Here is a 16,924-nt window from a genome sequence, read left to right as displayed (position 1 = left end):
GCATCGCCCCGCGTAATCCGACAACATTGTTGGCGCCGGTGGTGGTGTCGGATTACGCGGCGTTGCCGCTAATCCGACCTACGAGCGTTCAAATCGCCATGATGCGTTTCAGGTCGACAAACGCCGTCTCATACAGATGCTGAAACGCGCCCACCATGACCTCTTCCACGCCTTCGGCCGCGTCGAACTCGCTCGACCATTCCGCCACGCACTCGTTCGCGCCCGGTTCGCCCGTGACGCGCAAGGTGGAACGGTAGTTCTTGACGGGGATCGGGCCCGAGACGATGGTGTAGCTGTAGCTCTTGTCCGCTTCGCTGTAGCTTTGCAGGCGTTCGGCGATGATGGCGCCGTCCGTGGTTTTCAGGCGGCGCACTCTGCCGCCGTGCTCGGACAGGCTGGTCTTGATGGAGCTCGACCATTCATTCAGCGACTGGAAGCCGCCGATAAAATCCCACACTCGTTCGGCGCTTGCCGCCAATGTTACAGAAACAATTACTTGGGCCATCTTTAATTCGGTTCCTCATCCAGGTTTGCCGGGCGCCGTGCCCGGCCGGCCGGAGTTGCCCGGCACAGCCGCTATTTTAGCGCCCATGCGGCTTTGCTGCTCAGCAAACCATGGCAACTGGCCAGCCTGGGTTGGCTGCCTTACAGATTTTCCGCCAAGAAAATCAGGGAATTGCCATGCGCCTGGGCGGCGGCGCGCTGCTGGTAGCTGTCGCGGTGGGTGCAATTGAAACCGTGCTCGGCGCCCGGGTAGATATGGATTTCCACGTCTTGCCGGTCTTCGAAACGCTCGGCGATCTTTTGCACGGCTTCCGGCGGGATGTGGCTGTCCTGGCCGCCGAAATGCATGAGCAGCGGCACCTTGATGTTGTCAGCCAGGTCCAGCTTGTTCTGGATGCCGCCGCCGTAATAGGCGATGGCGGCGTCAACCAGGCCGGCCGCGGCCGCCTGATACGACAGCCGGCCGCCGAAGCAGTAGCCGACGGAAGCGAGCTTGCCCGTCACTTCCGGACGCGCGCGCAGGGCGGCGATGGTGGCGGCGATATCGGCGTCCGCCTGCGGATTGTCGGTGGCCTGCATCAGTTCGACGGCGCGCTTCCAGCCGTCCGCGTCATAGCCGAGCTCAATGTGTGCGCCGGCGCGCCAGAACAGGTCGGGCACCAGCACCACGTAGCCATCGGCCGCGTACTGGTCGGCCACGGCGCGGATGTGCTCGTTGACGCCGAAAATTTCCTGCAACAGGATGATGGCGGGGCCCTTGCCCACATGCGGCACGGCCAGGTAAGCCTGGAAGCTGCCGTCCGGGCCGGCGATATCGATCCACTGCGAAGTTGTGCTCATAGAAAACTCCAGTCTGAGGTTGGGGGAGGAAATGCCACAGCCAGGCATGTTACTGGTTTTTCGCGCTGCCTGCCCCCGCCCTTGGTTCAGGCTAATACATCTCGCGCAGGTAAATCACGGGGCCCGACTTGAAGACGCCAAAGACGACGGTACCCACGGTGCTGGGCAAGTACGCAATGCCGGGCACGGAAACATCGACGCTGCCGCTCTTGCCGACGCCGGGCGCCGCCAGGATCAGGCGTCTATTTGGCGGCAAGATGCCCTTGTCGACCGTATAAGTAACAATAGTGTTATTGGGTAATAAAAAGTCCTTGCATACCAGGGTTTTCTTGCAATTGGCAAACACCACCAGCGTGTTGTCGAACGCACTGATGCTGTCCAGCAGACTGGTGACCCAGGTCTTGCCATCCCAGTACTGCGCCTGCACCGCCAGACGCACGGGATAGCGCTCGGAACCGTAGTCATGCGGCACCATCAGGCGGCCCGTGAGCACGGTCAGCTGCGCTTCCTTGCCATCGGCTGGCGCCGAGCTCACATTACCGGCCGCCGGGTAGGCATACGTCGCGCGCAGCAGCAGCCCCGTCGGCGATGCCAGTGCCTTTGGCTCTTTGGGCACGGCATAGGCGGAGGGGAAACTGTAGGCGATGGAGCGCGTGGCAACGCCATTGCTGAAACTGCTGACGGGTACGCCCGTCACGGCCGCAGGTGCTTTTGCCCCATCCGTCAGCGTGCTGCCCGATGGCGCCGTGGGCGGATAGCTGTTCTTCCCCGTGGCCGCGTCATACGGGACCAGCGTCACTTGCGTTTTGTTGATGACGTCATTCCTGGCGTCAAAATTCTTGGTGTCCACGCCACCCGAGGTCTGGGAACGGATGGTCAGATCGAAAGGCTGGCGCGAATACACGGCACGGTCGCCGGCACACACGAACGGCGCGCTGCACGGGAAAGGAAACTCCGTCTTCGTCCCCCCCGGGAGGTCCACTTTCTTGACCACCAGTTCCGTCACAAAGTGGTGCGGATAAAAGAGTACGGCATCGCTCGTCCCCGGCGACGTCAGGCCGCTGCCCAAATAACCGTTTTTGTCTTGCAGCGCGGCCGTGAAATTGATCTTGCCCACTTCGGGCCAGACCAGCGGCGGCGCCGCGATGACGCCCCCTTTCTTCACGAAATCGAGATCGCCGCCGACTTCTGGATTGCTTACGTCTGTGTAGACCGGCGCCAGCAGGATATTGCCGAGCACGACTTTTTGCACCGCGACACCGCTTTCGTTGCCAAAGTTCTTCGTCACGGCACCGAGCGCGTTGACGGCCGATAACGTGATGGGTGTCCCCGCCACGAGAGGCGTTGCCGCTAGGCCAGCGCGTTGCGTCGGCGCCAGCTTCGTCAACAGGAATTGCTGCGGCGCCACGATGACCGTACCGCTGCCGCTCATGTCCAAACCTTTGTCGCTGCCGCTATCGGGCTTGTAAGAGGCCGTCAGGAGCAGCGCTCCCGCATCGGCATACAGCATGTTCGGCTTGGCCACGCCATCGGCGTCGAACGTCACCCTCACCTTGGTGCTCGTCCCGCTGCAACTGCTCTGGTCGCTGGCCGCCAGGGCAACATAGCTATTTTTGGCGCTGTCAAAGATGCGCGCAGGCAATGTCCCCTTGTCCGGATTGCTGTACGCACAAGTCAGGTTCAAGTCCTTGTTCTGGCCGGCGAACATGGTCACGCAAGCGGTCGGATTGTTGGGTGATACTTGCAAGGCGCTGATTTCCAATTTATACGGCACTTCCGCGTAGCGCGGAATGCCGCTCACCTGGAAGCCGCTGGAGAGAAAGCTGATCTGGCAATTGCTCGTGTTGCCGCCGCTCTTGCACACCAGCGCCCCCGTCGTGGCGGGCGTGCTGACCAGGCTCAGGGTAGCCATGCCCACCGTGGTCTGGCGCACCGTGACATTGGCGTTGACGCCGCTGGTATCGATCGGCGTCGACTCGCCGCCCGGGCTGACGGTGACATTCACGCCATTTTTGTAGACCGCGCTGCAACTGGCATCGGCGCAGGCTGTTACCTTCACCGTGGGCACCTGGCAAGTGAGCGCCGTCAGCGGGTGCTCGATCTGGAAATGGTGCAGTCCGCTCGGCGTACCGGGCCCGCATTTCGGCCCCATCGGTTCATTGAAAGCCCAGCCGCTATTGTTCGTCACGCAGCTGCACGGGTTCGATGGCGTATATGCCTTGCAGGTGATGGTTTGCTGCACCCGGCCCTGCCAGCCCAGGGTGATGTGGTCGACCTTGGCGTTGCCCGTGATATAGGCGTTGGACGAGTCGAGCGTTACCTCGCCGGCGTCCACATTGCCCTTGATGCCATTGCCGGAGGCGATCGACAGGGAATTGCTGGCGTCCACGTCGCCCGTGACGAGCAGGCCGGACGCCTTCAGGTCGATCGTCGGCGATTTCAGATTGCCCGTCACCTGGCTGCCGGAACCGATGGTCAGCGATACGCTGGCCGTGATATCGCCCTGGATGCGGGTACTGGCGGGCAGGATATTGACGATGGTGCCGCTGATCGGCCCGTTGATGACGGAACCCGAGGCGATTTCCACGGGGCCCTTGGCGCTGATCTTGCCCGTCACCTTGACGTTGTTCGAGCCCATCTTGATGGTCGTGGCGGAAACATTTGCCGTGATGGTCTGTTCCTGCGCGCCCATGAGGAAAGTGCCGCCCTCGGCTGTCAGGTTGCCCCCCGTGACTTTCAGGTTCGGCGGATTGATGTCCTTGATATCGAGATTGCCCTTGACCGTCAGCGTGGCATTGCCGCTCATCGTCAAGCCCTGGTTGTAGCTCATCGCCAGCGAACTGTTGACCGTCACGGCATACGCGCTGCCGATGACGATGACGTCGGTGGAGGTCAGCGCCAGCGAGGTGCACGTGTATTGCAAGCCATCCTGGCTCTGGCTGCAGTTGTTGACGGCGCCGCCATTGAAGTTGAGCGTGGCCGCGTGGGCAAGGGATGAGCCCAGCAGCAATGTCAGGGCGGCAAAAATGTGAAGTAAGCGCACGATATCGAGGAATCCGGTGGGTGGGGAGCCAGCGGGCGCGCCGGTTATTTCATGCTAACCTACGCCATCGCTGTTGTTGCATTATGGCAGTATTTATCCCCCTCGCGCATATCGCATGATCAAGCAAAGCCCCAAAGAATTCCCCCTGCGCACCGTCGACATCATCGTCTATCCCGGCTTCAAGGCGCTCGAAGCCATCGGCGCCATGAAAGTGTTTGACTACGCCAACACCCATTTGCGCCTGCGCAATCTGCCCGGCGGCTACGACGTGCGCATCGTGTCGACAGCCATCGGCCCGGTCGAGTCGGACACCCTGATGTCGCTGCACGCCAGCAAGGCGCTCGATGTGAACCGCCTGCCGGACCTGGCCGTCATCGTCGGCTGCCACCACGTCGAGCAAGTCTTGCAGGACATCCCCGCCCTCGCCGCCTGGGTGGCCGAGGCGGCGCCGCGCATCGACACCCTGGCGGCCCTGTGCACGGGCTGCTTCTTCCTGGCCGAGGCCGGTGTGCTCGACGGCAAGAGCGCCGCCACGCACTGGAGCGCCGTGGACAGCCTGCGTCAGCGCTATCCATTGATACAGGTCAATGCCGATGCGATTTTCGTGCGGGAAGGGAAATTCTGGACATCGGCCGGCGTGACGGCCGGCATCGACCTGGCCCTGGCCCTGGTGGAAGACGATTTCAGCCGCGATATCGCGCTGGAAGTGGCGCGCGACCTGGTCGTGTATCTGAAACGGCCCGGCGGCCAGTCGCAGTTTTCCGTGCACCTGTCGAGCCAGATGACGACGCATCCCACCATCCGCCAGTTACAGGGCTGGATCATGGAACACCTGGCAGAAGAGCTTACTGTGCCGCTGCTAGCGGCCAGGCTGGCCATGAGCGAGCGCAATTTTACGCGCGTGTTCCAGCGCGAAACGGGTACCAGCCCCACGGAATTCATCGACACGGCCCGCTTCGAAGTGGCGCGCCGCTTGCTGGAAGACAATGTGTCTTCCTTAAAACAGGTGGCCGTGCAGGCGGGCTTGCATAGCGAGGAAAGGCTGCGCCGGCTGTTTCAAAAGAAACTCGCCATCACGCCGCGCGACTACCGCGAACGTTTTTCCAGCACGGCGCGCTAGGACCTCAGCGCGGCTTGCCGTGACGCACGTGGCGCGCGGCCAGTTGGCGGCTCTGCCGGGCCAGCGGCGTAAACAGCAGTGCGCACAGCAGATACGTGGCCAGCAGCGCCAGCCAGATGGCGGGCGTGGCGAGGCTGGCGGCATTGCTCCACCACAAGGCCAGCAGGGAAGACAGGGCAGCGCCGAGGAAGACGGGCAGCATGCGGCGCAAGGTGGCGAGGTAGGCAGTGGCAAACATGAACGGCTCCCAAAGCAAGGCGGTGATGTCTTCACACTAGCAGGGGCAGGCAGCGAAGTACAGCGTGCCGCCCTGCCCCGTCCGTCAAGTGTTGCGCAATGAGTACATCCGATAAGATTAGTACAACACGACGGAACGGATCGATTCGCCGCTCTTCATCAGGTCGAAGCCTTCATTGATGCGTTCGAGCGGCAAGCGATGCGTGATCAGGTCGTCGATGTTGAGCTTGCCTTCCATATACCAGTCGACGATCTTCGGCACGTCCGTGCGTCCGCGCGCGCCGCCGAAGGCCGAACCGCGCCATTCGCGTCCCGTCACCAGCTGGAATGGCCGCGTGGAAATTTCCTGGCCCGCCGCCGCCACGCCGATGATGAAGGACTTGCCCCAGCCCTTGTGCGTGCATTCGAGCGCCTGGCGCATCAGGGTCGTGTTGCCCACGCATTCGAAACTGTAGTCGGCGCCGCCGTCCGTCAGTTGCACGATGGCATCGACGACGTTTTCCACCTCGTTCGGGTTGATGAAATGCGTCATGCCGAACTTGCGCGCGATGGCCTGGCGCGCCGGGTTGATGTCGATGCCGATGATTTTATCGGCGCCGACCATTTTCGCTGCCTGGATCACGTTCAGGCCGATGCCGCCCAGGCCGAACACGGCCACGTTGGCGCCCGCCTCGACCTTGGCCGAGAACAGGACGGCGCCCACGCCCGTCGTCACGCCGCAACCGATGTAGCAGACCTTGTCGAAGGGCGCATCTTCGCGGATCTTGGCCAGGGCGATTTCCGGCACGACGATGTAATTCGAAAAGGTCGACGTGCCCATGTAATGGAACAGCGGCTGGCCATTGAGCGAAAAGCGGCTGGTGGCGTCCGGCATCAGGCCGCGGCCCTGCGTGGAGCGGATGGCCTGGCACAGATTCGTCTTTTGCGACAGACAGAACTTGCACTGGCGGCATTCCGGCGTGTACAACGGGATGACGTGGTCGTCCTTTTTCAGGGTCGTCACGCCCGGGCCCACGTCGACGACGACGCCGGCGCCTTCATGGCCGAGAATGGCAGGGAAGATGCCTTCCGGATCGGCGCCGGACAGGGTGTAGTAATCGGTATGGCAAATCCCCGTGGCTTTCAGCTCGACCAGCACTTCGCCGGCGCGCGGGCCGGCCAGGTCGACTTCTTCGATGGTCAACGGGGCGCCCGCTTTCCAGGCAATCGCGGCTTTGGTTTTCATGTGTGTCATTCCTGCTCGGTTTCAGATGCGCCATTATCGGGCGGCTGCCGGCACGGTGGCACAGCTGGCCCCGCGCTTGTCTGAAAACGCGGCGCATTTGTCCGATGCCGCCGCACGTTTGCGCCAGCGCAAACTTCCCGCCACAAAGACGCGCATTCTTGGCACATCCCCTCGATCAGCCGTTGCGTCATTCCCGCAGGAGACTGACATGCGCCATCTACCTTTCCGCCTCCCCCGGCCCTGGCTGGCCCTGCTGCTGGCATGCTGCCTGTCCCTGCTGGCTGCCTGTGGCGGCGGCCATCACCACCCTGCGCCCGGTGCCACCACGGGCAGCCTGACGGTCACCCTCGGCGGCTTGCCGGCCGGCGTGGCGGGCGCCGTCACGGTCACGGGACCGGCGTCGTACAGCAAGACGCTGACGGCGAGCGCCACGCTCACGGACCTGGCGCCCGGCGCCTACACGCTCAGCGCCGCCAGCGTGGCGCAGGGCACGGGAACGCTGGCGCCCATGCCCGTCACGCAGCAGGTGCAAGTCAATGCGGGGGCGACGGCCAGCGCGGCGGTCACGTACGCGGCCACAGCTCCGCTGGCCCTGCGCCTGCAGGAAGTGGCCAGCGGCTTGAGCGTGCCCATCTTCCTCACGGCGCCACCCGGCGACAGCCGTTTGTTCATTATCGAACGGGCCGGCCGCATCCGCGTGGTGCAGAACGGCAACCTGCTGGCCACGCCCTTCCTCGACATCAGTACGCTCACCACCACCAGCGGCGAGCGGGGCTTGCTGTCGATGGCCTTCCATCCGCAATACGCCAGCAACGGCTATTTCTTCCTGTACTACACGAACCTGGCCGGCGATATCGTCATCGAGCGGCGGCAAGTGTCGGCTGGCAACGCCAACGTGGCCGATCCCCTGTCCGCGCTGAACATCATCACGATTCCCCATCCCACGTTCAACAACCACTATGGCGGCTTGCTCAGCTTTGGCCCGGACGGCCATCTGTACGCGGGCACGGGCGACGGCGGCAGCGGGGGCGATCCGCCCGGCAACGCGCAAAATACCAACGTACTCTTGGGAAAAATGCTGCGCCTGGACGTCAACGCCAGCACGGTGGCCCAGCCGTACGCCATTCCACCCGGCAACCCCTTTGCCACGGCGGGCGGGCGCCCTGAAATCTGGGCCTATGGCTTGCGCAATCCGTGGCGCTACGCCTTCGACGTGCCGGCCCAGCTGCTGTACATCGCCGACGTGGGCCAGGCCAACTGGGAAGAGGTCGACGTGCGCCCTGTGGGCCAGGCGGGCAACAACTATGGCTGGAATATCATGGAAGGCACGCAGTGCTACAACAGCGCCAGCTGCAACCAGGCTGGGCTGGTCCTGCCCGCCATCACGTACAGCAACGATGCGGCCAACGGCTGTTCGATCACGGGCGGCTATGTGTACCGGGGCACGGCCTTGCCGGAACTGGCGGGGCAATACCTGTATTCCGACTACTGCAGCGCCTGGCTGAAAAGTTTTAGCTATAGCAATGGCACGGCATCGGCCGTGAAAGACTGGGGCATCACGAACGTGGGCAATATCCTGTCGTTTGGCCAGGACGCGCAAAACGAGCTGTACATGCTGAGCGGCACGGGCAAGGTGTACAGGATTGTGCGCAAATAAGCGTACACCCGTAAAGCGGCCCCGCGCACGCGGCTGGGACTGTTTTTCGACGGGGCGCGGGGAACGGGCTAGAATGGATTTTTTCCGCCGCGCCCTGCGCCCCAGCCCAAGAGAACACCATGGCCCGTTTGAAACTTGAATTTCCTGAAGACCAGTACTGCTATTCCTCGCAACTGACGGTACGCACGACCGACATCAACGCCGGCAACCACCTCGGCAACGATTCCATGATTTCCATGATTTCCGAAGCACGCGCCCGCTTCCTGTTCGAATACGGCGTGCGCGACATCGAAGCGGACGGCACCGGCATCATCGTCACCGACCTGGCCACCACCTACCGCGCCGAAGCCCATGCGCGCGACCAGCTGCTGTTCGAAGTGGGCGTCATGGATTTCAACAAGTATGGCGGCGACATCACCTTCCGCATCACGCGCCCGCGCGACAACACCCTGATCGCCATGGCCAAGTCCGGCTTTGTCTTCTTCAACTACAAGCGCAGCCAGGTCGTGCCCATGCCGGAAGATTTCGGCAGCAAGTTCCCACAGGTGAACTGGATCGACTGAGACGCGATACATTCTGCTCGTCATCCTGTATGCTTGTCAGGATGATATGCAAAATTGACCTGCGCCGCGCCGGCGCCTGCCTGTTGGCCGCCGCCTGCGCGATGGCGCCACCGGGCATCGGCCATGCCGCGCCGCAAACCGTCATTCTGTACGGCGACGACGACTATGCACCGTACAGCTATGTGGAAAACGGCGTCTTCAAGGGCATGTATGTCGACATCCTGCGCCAGGCGGCCATGTCGATGCCAGACTACCGGCTGGAACTGCAGCCGCGCCCCTGGAAACGGGGACTCGACGCGCTGGAAAAGGGCCAGGTTTTTGGCCTGTTTCCGCCCGGACGCAAAACGGAACGCTCGTACGTGCAACCGTATTCAGCCGTGCTGTACCGTGAATCGGTGGTTCTGTTTTGCCATGAGGCCGTCATGCGCACGCCGCGCACGCGGTTTCCCGCCGACTTTGCCGGCCTGACCATCGGCGTCAATACGGGTTTTTTGCTGTCGGAAAAACTGATGGCGCCAGCCCGCGAAGGACTGCTGCGCCTGGAAGCGGCCAAGGGGAATGAAGCCAATCTGAAAAAACTGGCCTTGCGGCGCATCGATTGCTACGCCAGCGACCGCGGCGCGGCGCGCCACACGGCGCGCCAGCTGCAGGGTGAACTGGCCACTTACGGCTTCGCCCTGCATGAAGTGCTGGAACTGTCGTCCGAAGCCACCTATATCGCCTACAGCGCGCGCAACACGCCGGCTTACAAGGCCGATTTCATCGCGCAGATGAATGCCGCCCTGCTGGCCCTGCGCCATAGCGGCCAGCAGGCGCGCATCGAACAGGCTTACTTGCGTTGACTATTTGCGTTGACTATTTGCGTTGATTAGCTGCCTGCAACTGGCCCGCGGAGGCAAGATCATTTGCGTGGCGGATGTTTCACTTGCGTACCGAACGTGCTCGAGAACCAGTCATCGATCATCAGCTTCTCGTAGCGCAGCTTGTCGCCGTTCGCATAGCGATTGATGCGTGTCAGATAGGACATATCGGACAGGGCCGCATCGGCGTTGGCGATCACCTTGCCATCCTGCTCCAGCACATAGTGCAAGCGCATGCGCGGCCAATCGGCCTGTCCATTCATTACGCGGAAATTTTGCATGGCACGCATGGCGGGATTTTCACGGCCAGCCATGTCCAGATCCGTCACCTCGATCTTCAGGGTCAGGCCAGGCTTGAGCGACTCTCCCAGTTTCTCGAAATGCGCCGTCAAGTCCTTGAGCACTTTTTCACGCTCCGTCTGATCGAAAGACACGTCCGAAAACTGTTCCGGCTTGGTGAAATGCACTTCCGTGCCCGCCCAGGCGGCACTGCTCGCCAGTAAGGCAAGACCAGCAATGAAGGTACGCGTTGTGTTCGTTTTCATGATGAGTCCTTTCAAGAATGTGGATGGCACTCCGGCCATTTTTTACGTTTTACTATAACGCAATGAGTTTCATTCTAAAGAGAAACTAATACATTGTTACTTTTCTTGCACAGCGCAACGAACATGGCTTAGACCACAGACTTTTTTACAGATTCATTGGCAATATTAATTAAAACAAAGTATTGTCTTGAAAATATAGTTGCCTAAGCGATAAAGTATAGATGGTGTCGCCAGCAGGGATTTAAAGTGCTTTTTTGATATGCATGTTGCATGAATATAGTCAATTATTCTTGCTTGTTGTTAATACTAAGCCGTCAGTCTACAATCGATAAAATGCGCCCGAAAAACGCGCAACGCCAGTAGTGGCGCACAGGCTAGCCTGGCGCGGGCGTCTCAGCATTGCGTCAGTTATGCCTTTTAGCGGAACTCGCCCTTATGTCATTTTTGTCTTCAGCCTCACCCAAGTTACCCCCCTGGAAAGTCCTGCTCGTCGACGATGAACCCGACATCCATGACATCACCAAACTGACGCTGAGCCGTTTTCGCCTGGAAGGCCGCGCCCTGAGTTTCGTGCACGCCTACAGCGGCGCCGAAGCCAAGCAGGTGCTGGCGCGCGAAGAAGGCATCGCGCTGGTGTTTCTCGACGTGGTGATGGAACGCGAAGACAGCGGCCTGGAAGTGGCGCGCTGGATGCGCGAAGACCTGGGCAACCAGTTTACGCGCATCGTGCTGCGCACGGGACAGCCGGGACAGGCGCCGGAAGAACGGGTGATCGTCAACTACGACATCAACGACTACAAGGAAAAGACGGAGCTCGACCGCACCAAGCTGTTTACCACCACCTTCGCCGCCCTGCGCGCCTACCGCGACATCATGAAGGTGGAAGAGGCGCGCCAGGCCCAGCTCCATTACCGCGAAGGACTCGAACGCGTCATCGCCGCCTCGGCGCACATTTTCAAACAGCGCAACCTGCGCGACTTCGCCAGCGGCCTGCTGCAGCAAGTCGTCGCCCTGCTGCGCCTGGAAACGAGCATGCTGCTGCGCCTGCGTGGCGCCAGCGCCATCACGGGCGAGCAAGACTACGAAATTCTCGCGCAGATCGGCGACACGGACGACGGCATCCTCAGCCCTTCCCTGCTGTCGCAGCTCGACCATGCGAAGAGCAACAAGATCTCGCGCCTGCACGGCGACACCTATGTCGGCTACTTTCCCAACAGCAGCGGCAAGGCGTCCTTGCTGGTACTCAAAGGCGTGGAAGAAATTTCCGACCTCGATGCGCAATTGCTGGAAGTATTCTGCTCCGGCGTGGCCATCGCCTTCGACAACATCCTGCTGACGCAGGAAATCACCGATACCCAGGCCGAGCTGATCCTGCGCCTGGGCGACGTGGTCGAATCGCGCTCGCACGAAGGCGGCAATCACGTGCGCCGCATGGCCGAAGTGTGCCAGCTGCTGGCGCAAGCGTCCGGCATGTCGGAAGAGGAAACCATGGTGCTGCGCCACGCGGCGCCCATGCACGACATCGGCAAAATTTCCACGCCCGACGCCGTGCTGCTCAAACCGGGCAAGCTTGACGCCGCCGAATGGGAAATCATGAAACAGCATCCGACGGTGGGCATGTCGATCCTCGACGGCTCACAACGCCCGCTCCTGAAGGCGGCCGCCGTGATCGCCCACCAGCACCATGAAAAATACGACGGCAGCGGCTACCCGCAAGGCCTGGTCGGCGACAACATCCACAAATACGCGCGCATCGCCGCCGTGGCCGACGTCTTCGACGCCCTCATGCACAAGCGCTGCTACAAGGACGCCTGGCCCCTGGAGCGCGTGGTCAGCTACCTGCGCGAAGTGAGCGGCAGCCACCTCGATCCGCAGTACGTGGAGTTGCTGATTGAGAACCTCGATGCAGCGCTGGCGTTGAATCAACGTTTCCCGGATTAGTAGGTCGGATTAGCGCTTGCGCGTAATCCGACCTCACCACCGGCCACGTCAACAATGTTGTCGGATTACGCGGCCTTGCCGCTAATCCGACCTACGTCGCTGAGCAATACGCACACCAGCAAACCAGCAAACCACGCTGCGGCCCAAGCCCCCAACACAGGCGTTCCGGGCCAAGCGGGCCTGAAAAATGTCGAGGGCAAGGCGCAGCGACGCAGACAGTACGCATGTACGGCAAGGAGCTGCAACGCCGCCATCGGCATTTTCTCAGGCCCGCGTCTCCGGCCCGACATTTTTGGCCGCCGGCGTCGGATTACGGCCTGCGGCCTAATCCGACCTACGTGGTTCTAATGGAAAACGTATCTTGTAATGCAATCCCATCCCTGGCGCACTAACCACCTTCACCGTCCCACCCAGCGGTCCCGTCACCAGGTTATACAGAATATGCGCACCGAGTCCGCTGCCGCCGGAACCGCGCTTGGTCGTGAAGAAGGGGTCAAACAGCTGGCCCAGGGTGGCGCTATCCATGCCCATGCCGTCGTCGCTGTAGTCGAGTTCCAGCATCTCGCCGGCCGTGCGCACGCTGATCTTGATCTTGCCCGGTTCGCCTTCGGCAAAGCCATGCACCAGTGAATTGACCACCATGTTCGTGACGATCTGCGAGACGGCGCCCGGATAGCTGCGCAGCTGCACCTCGGGCGCGCAATCGATCTCCACCTTGACCGGCTTGCCCTTCAGCTTGGGCTGCAAGGACAACAGGATTTCATCGAGGTATTTGCGCAAGTTAAAACTGCGCAATTCGTCCGACGACTGGTCCACGGCCACCTGCTTGAAGCTACGCACCAGCGCCGCGGCGCGCTGCGTGTTCGTCGTCATGATGCGCAAGGTCTGGTCGATGATGTCGAAAAACTGCCGCAAGCCGTCTTCATCGAGCTGGCCGCCGTCCATGTCTTCACGCGTGAGTTTCAATTCCTGCACCAAGTGGCTGGTGGCCGTCACGCAAATGCCCAGCGGCGTGTTGATTTCATGCGCCACGCCCGCCACCAGGCGCCCCAGGGACGCCAGCTTTTCCTGGCGCACCAGTTCCGACTGCGCTTCCTGCAAGGCGCTCAGGGCGCTGTTCAGAGCCGCGTTCTGCTCTTCCAGCGCTTCCTTGGCCCGGCGCATGGCGCTGTCGGCCTGGATGCGGGCCATCGCCACGGCCACGTGACTGGCCATGAAGGCCAGCACGTCCAGCTCGGCCTGGCCATACACGACGGATTCGTCATAGCTTTGCACGATGATCACGCCATATTTGCGCTCGCCCAGCAGCATGGGCGCGCCCATCCAGCTGGCGATGCCGACATTGCCCAGCGGCTCGTCCATCTCGCCGCTGGCCACCAGCGCCGCATAGCTGCCGGCATCGAGCAAACAAGCCTGGCGCCGCGCCAGCACGTACGAGCTCATGCCGATGCCATAGTGAAAACGTTTTACGGGCGCCTGCGCATCCTTCTCGTCGACGAAATACGGGATCGTGATGTCCTTGTTGTCCGGGTGATACAGGGCGATCAGGAAATTCTTTGCCGTCACCAGCTCGCTGATGATGGCGTGCAGGCGCGCGTACAAGGTCGTCGCGTCGGCCGCCTGCGCCGACAGGTTGGCGATTTCATACAGCGCATGCTGCAGGTTTTCCGCGCGGCGCCGCTCGGCCACCTCGTGCGCCAGCAGGGCCGTGCGCTCCTGCACCGCCTTTTCCAGGCGGTCCATGCTTTGCATGCCTTGCAGCGCGCTCGACACGTGCGTGGCGATCAGCGCGAACAGGGCCTGGTCTTCCAGGCTGAAGCGGTGCTGCGCGTCATAGCTCTGGATGACGATGGCGCCCAGCACCTGGTGCTGCTGGTCCAGCAGCGGACAGCCGATCCAGTGCTCGGCCGCCGTGCCGCCGCCCCAGGCGCCGCCGCCGATGGCGCGCATGGCGTCGTCGTCGGCCGTCATCACCAGCTGCTTGCGGTTGACGATGACCCACGCCGTGGGCGACTGCGCGGCGCTGGCCAGGCGCACGCCCTCGCCCGGATCGGGCGCGGCGTCGAATTCATCGACAAAGTAGGGAAAACGCACGAGGCCGTCGTCATGGTCGCTGAGCGCCACGTAAAAGTTGGCCGCATACATGATGCGCCCCAGCGCCGCATGCACCGCCTGCAGGAATTCGCTGATATCGCTGCAGGTGCTCGAGCGTTGCCCGATTTCCAGCAACACGGTTTGAACGGCTTCCAGGCGGCTGAGACGGCTTTCCATGGGTGACTATGTACCTTGTGCAAGTATATGTTCTGAAAATCAATATTATCAGTTCAGCCCGGCCTTGGCACGGCATAAAACGCAGAATCTTGCCTTGAGGCAGAGCAACACACGCCACGCGCGCATTTGCCATGCTGGCAATACAGTGGCAGACTAGGCCCCTTCCTACAGACCAGACCGTCCTCATGACCGCCACGCTACGCGCCTCGCTTCGCCCCTACACCCTCGCCGGCCTGCTGGCCTTTGCCGCGCTGGGCATGCCGCCGCTGTGCGCCGCGCCAGCGAAGGCGCCGGCGGCGGAAACGGCCGATGGCGGACGCTATTTCGGCCCCCTCGTCGCCGGCAAGATGCATGGCCAGGGCCGCCTCGAATACGCGAGCGGCGCGTTTTACGAAGGGGGCTTCGCGCGCGGCGTGTTTTCCGGCCAGGGCAAGCTGCGCCAGGCGTCCGGCGTCGAATACACGGGCGCCTTCCGCCAGGGCGCTTTCGATGGCCTCGGCCGTTACACCTCGCCCAAGGGCGAGATTTATGCGGGCAGCTTCGTCAAGGGCAGCTTCGAGGGACAAGGCCGCTTCCAGGGCGCCGACGGCGCCACCTTCGAAGGCCATTTCAAGCACTGGCGCCCGCACGGCGCCGGCAAGCTGACCGACACGGACGGCACCGTCTTCGAAGGCGAATTCGTCCAGGGCCAGGTGCAGGGCAAGGCCAAAGTCACCACAAGCGACGGCATCCACTACGAAGGCGAGCTGAAAGACTGGAAATTCGAGGGTGTAGGCGTGCTGCGCACGGCCGACGGCGACGAATACCGGGGCGGCTTCAAGAATGGCCAGTTTGACGGCAAGGGCGTGCTGCGCTACGCCGTGGCGCAAGCGGACGGCCGGCGCGAAGACAGCGGCAACTGGACGGAAGGCCAGCTGGACGACCCGGCCCTGGACAAGCTCACGCGCGACAATATCGAGCTGGCCCTGTACCACCAGCGCAGCCTGCTCGACGGCGCCCTGGCCCGTATCGCGCCGCGCGATGCGGCGAAAAAGATCAATCTGTATTTGCTGGGCGTGGCCGGCGATGGCGCGCAGGAAGTGTTTCACCGCGAAACGGCCTTCGTGCAGCGCCAGTTCGACCGCGATTACGGTACCGTGGGCCGCTCCTTGATGCTCGTCAACAGCCGCAACACGGTGACGCAGCAGCCGATGGCTACGCGCACCAGCATCTCCGCCAGCCTCGACGCCCTGGGTGCGAAGATGGACAAGGCCAACGACATCCTGTTTCTGTTCCTCACCAGCCACGGCTCGCCCGAGCACGAACTGGCGCTGGCGCAAAACGGCATGGACTTGCACAGCCTGCCCGCGCAAGAGCTGGCGTCCATGCTCAAGCACAGCGGCATCCGCTGGAAGGTCATCGTGATCTCGGCCTGCTATGCGGGCGGCTTCATTGCGCCCTTAAAAGATGACAACACCCTCATCATCACGGCCGCGCGCAGCGACCGCACCTCGTTCGGCTGCGACGACCAGAACGATTTTACGTATTTCAGCGAAGCATATTTCAAGGAAGCCTTGCCCAAAAGCGCCGGCTTTGCCGAAGCGTTCGACCAGGCCAAGGTGCTGGTGCGCGCGCGCGAGGCGGCCGATTTCCGCGAAGGCGGCATGGAGGCGGAAGAGCATTCCGAGCCGCAGCTGTTCCAGGGCAAGGCCATCGCCGCGCAGCTGAAGGCGTGGCGCGTCCAGCCACGCTAAGCGCTTCTTTCTGTACAATAGCCGTCACCATGCGCCGATTCTTCCTCATTTTGCTGCTGTTCGTGCTTCCGCTCCAGATGTCCTGGGCCGCGGCGAGCGCGTATTGCCTACACGAGGAAGGCAAGGCGGCGCAGCACCTGGGCCACCACAGCCACCAGCACAAGGCCGAGTCCGACGCGGACAAGCAGCCTTCCGGCGACAAAAAGGTGGCGGACCAGCAGAAAAAAGGCCAGCCGCACAGCGACTGCAACGTTTGCCATGGCATCGGCCATGCATGGCTGCCAGCCGGCTCCAGCCTGCCCATCGGCGACATGGCCTCCGTCAACGCGGACACCTCCCCCTTCTTTTACGCTTCCCACATCCCGGACGCTCCCAAGCGCCCTGA

The 16,924-nt window shown here is 62.2% G+C and carries 14 protein-coding genes; 7 read left to right on the top strand and 7 right to left on the bottom strand.

The genetic code is table 11. The features are described from left to right. Window positions 1-88: 88 nt before the first annotated feature. The 3 genes from HWE17_RS25955 to HWE17_RS25945 form a co-directional block, all read right to left on the bottom strand. Window positions 89-505 carry an SRPBCC family protein gene (locus HWE17_RS25955; RefSeq protein WP_035824332.1) on the bottom strand — a complete coding sequence of 139 codons (417 nt, stop codon included), beginning with the start codon at window positions 503-505 and terminating at the stop codon, window positions 89-91. Window positions 506-645: 140 nt separating this feature from the next. Beyond that, complete coding sequence (locus HWE17_RS25950; protein ID WP_176390769.1) at window positions 646-1,344, bottom strand: dienelactone hydrolase family protein; 699 nt, start codon at window positions 1,342-1,344, stop codon at window positions 646-648. A 91-nt stretch (window positions 1,345-1,435) separates the two neighbouring features. Further along, on the bottom strand, window positions 1,436-4,387 hold the full coding sequence (locus HWE17_RS25945) for a polymer-forming cytoskeletal protein (RefSeq protein ID WP_176390768.1): 2,952 nt from the start codon (window positions 4,385-4,387) through the stop codon (window positions 1,436-1,438). A 115-nt stretch (window positions 4,388-4,502) separates the two neighbouring features. Here HWE17_RS25945 and HWE17_RS25940 point away from each other — a divergent pair, with 115 nt between their 5' ends. Beyond that, window positions 4,503-5,507, top strand: coding sequence for a GlxA family transcriptional regulator (locus HWE17_RS25940; RefSeq protein ID WP_176390767.1), 1,005 nt, complete (start codon window positions 4,503-4,505; stop codon window positions 5,505-5,507). Between the two features lie 4 nt (window positions 5,508-5,511). On the opposite strand, the gene HWE17_RS25935 is transcribed toward HWE17_RS25940, so the two are convergent. Both HWE17_RS25935 and HWE17_RS25930 read right to left on the bottom strand, forming a co-directional pair. After that, window positions 5,512-5,745, bottom strand: a complete 234-nt coding sequence (locus tag HWE17_RS25935; protein WP_176390766.1) for a hypothetical protein — start codon at window positions 5,743-5,745, stop codon at window positions 5,512-5,514. Window positions 5,746-5,862: 117 nt separating this feature from the next. Then, entirely contained in the window at window positions 5,863-6,969 is a 1,107-nt protein-coding gene (locus HWE17_RS25930; RefSeq protein WP_035824324.1) for an S-(hydroxymethyl)glutathione dehydrogenase/class III alcohol dehydrogenase, read from the bottom strand. A gap of 208 nt (window positions 6,970-7,177) precedes the next feature. Here HWE17_RS25930 and HWE17_RS25925 point away from each other — a divergent pair, with 208 nt between their 5' ends. From HWE17_RS25925 to HWE17_RS25915, 3 genes are all read left to right on the top strand, one after another. Continuing rightward, on the top strand, window positions 7,178-8,626 hold the full coding sequence (locus HWE17_RS25925) for a sorbosone dehydrogenase family protein (RefSeq protein ID WP_176390765.1): 1,449 nt from the start codon (window positions 7,178-7,180) through the stop codon (window positions 8,624-8,626). A 119-nt stretch (window positions 8,627-8,745) separates the two neighbouring features. Beyond that, complete coding sequence (locus tag HWE17_RS25920; RefSeq protein WP_099401379.1) at window positions 8,746-9,189, top strand: thioesterase family protein; 444 nt, start codon at window positions 8,746-8,748, stop codon at window positions 9,187-9,189. A gap of 41 nt (window positions 9,190-9,230) precedes the next feature. Continuing rightward, window positions 9,231-10,031, top strand: a complete 801-nt coding sequence (locus tag HWE17_RS25915; protein ID WP_176390764.1) for an ABC transporter substrate-binding protein — start codon at window positions 9,231-9,233, stop codon at window positions 10,029-10,031. A gap of 59 nt (window positions 10,032-10,090) precedes the next feature. Here HWE17_RS25915 and HWE17_RS25910 read toward each other — a convergent pair whose 3' ends face one another. Next, window positions 10,091-10,594, bottom strand: a complete 504-nt coding sequence (locus tag HWE17_RS25910; protein ID WP_176390763.1) for a DUF3016 domain-containing protein — start codon at window positions 10,592-10,594, stop codon at window positions 10,091-10,093. 435 nt (window positions 10,595-11,029) lie between these two features. On the opposite strand from HWE17_RS25910, the gene HWE17_RS25905 reads away from it, so the two are divergent. Continuing rightward, entirely contained in the window at window positions 11,030-12,535 is a 1,506-nt protein-coding gene (locus HWE17_RS25905; RefSeq protein WP_176390762.1) for a DUF3369 domain-containing protein, read from the top strand. Between the two features lie 324 nt (window positions 12,536-12,859). Here HWE17_RS25905 and HWE17_RS25900 read toward each other — a convergent pair whose 3' ends face one another. Beyond that, a complete protein-coding gene (locus HWE17_RS25900) occupies window positions 12,860-14,806 on the bottom strand; it encodes a GAF domain-containing sensor histidine kinase (protein WP_176390761.1) in 1,947 nt (648 codons plus the stop codon). A 185-nt stretch (window positions 14,807-14,991) separates the two neighbouring features. On the opposite strand from HWE17_RS25900, the gene HWE17_RS25895 reads away from it, so the two are divergent. Both HWE17_RS25895 and czcI read left to right on the top strand, forming a co-directional pair. Beyond that, window positions 14,992-16,539, top strand: a complete 1,548-nt coding sequence (locus HWE17_RS25895) for a C13 family peptidase (RefSeq protein ID WP_176390760.1) — start codon at window positions 14,992-14,994, stop codon at window positions 16,537-16,539. Between the two features lie 29 nt (window positions 16,540-16,568). Then, window positions 16,569-16,924, top strand: a 356-nt coding sequence (gene czcI, locus HWE17_RS25890; RefSeq protein ID WP_176390759.1) for a cation efflux protein, CzcI family, incomplete at its 3' end; no start/stop codon positions are given.

This window comes from Janthinobacterium sp. BJB401, assembly GCF_013372745.1.
In the GTDB taxonomy this organism is placed as follows: domain Bacteria; phylum Pseudomonadota; class Gammaproteobacteria; order Burkholderiales; family Burkholderiaceae_D; genus Janthinobacterium; species Janthinobacterium rivuli.
The sequence above is the reverse complement of the archived record's forward strand: the minus strand, read 5'-3'. Positions and strand labels throughout refer to the sequence as shown.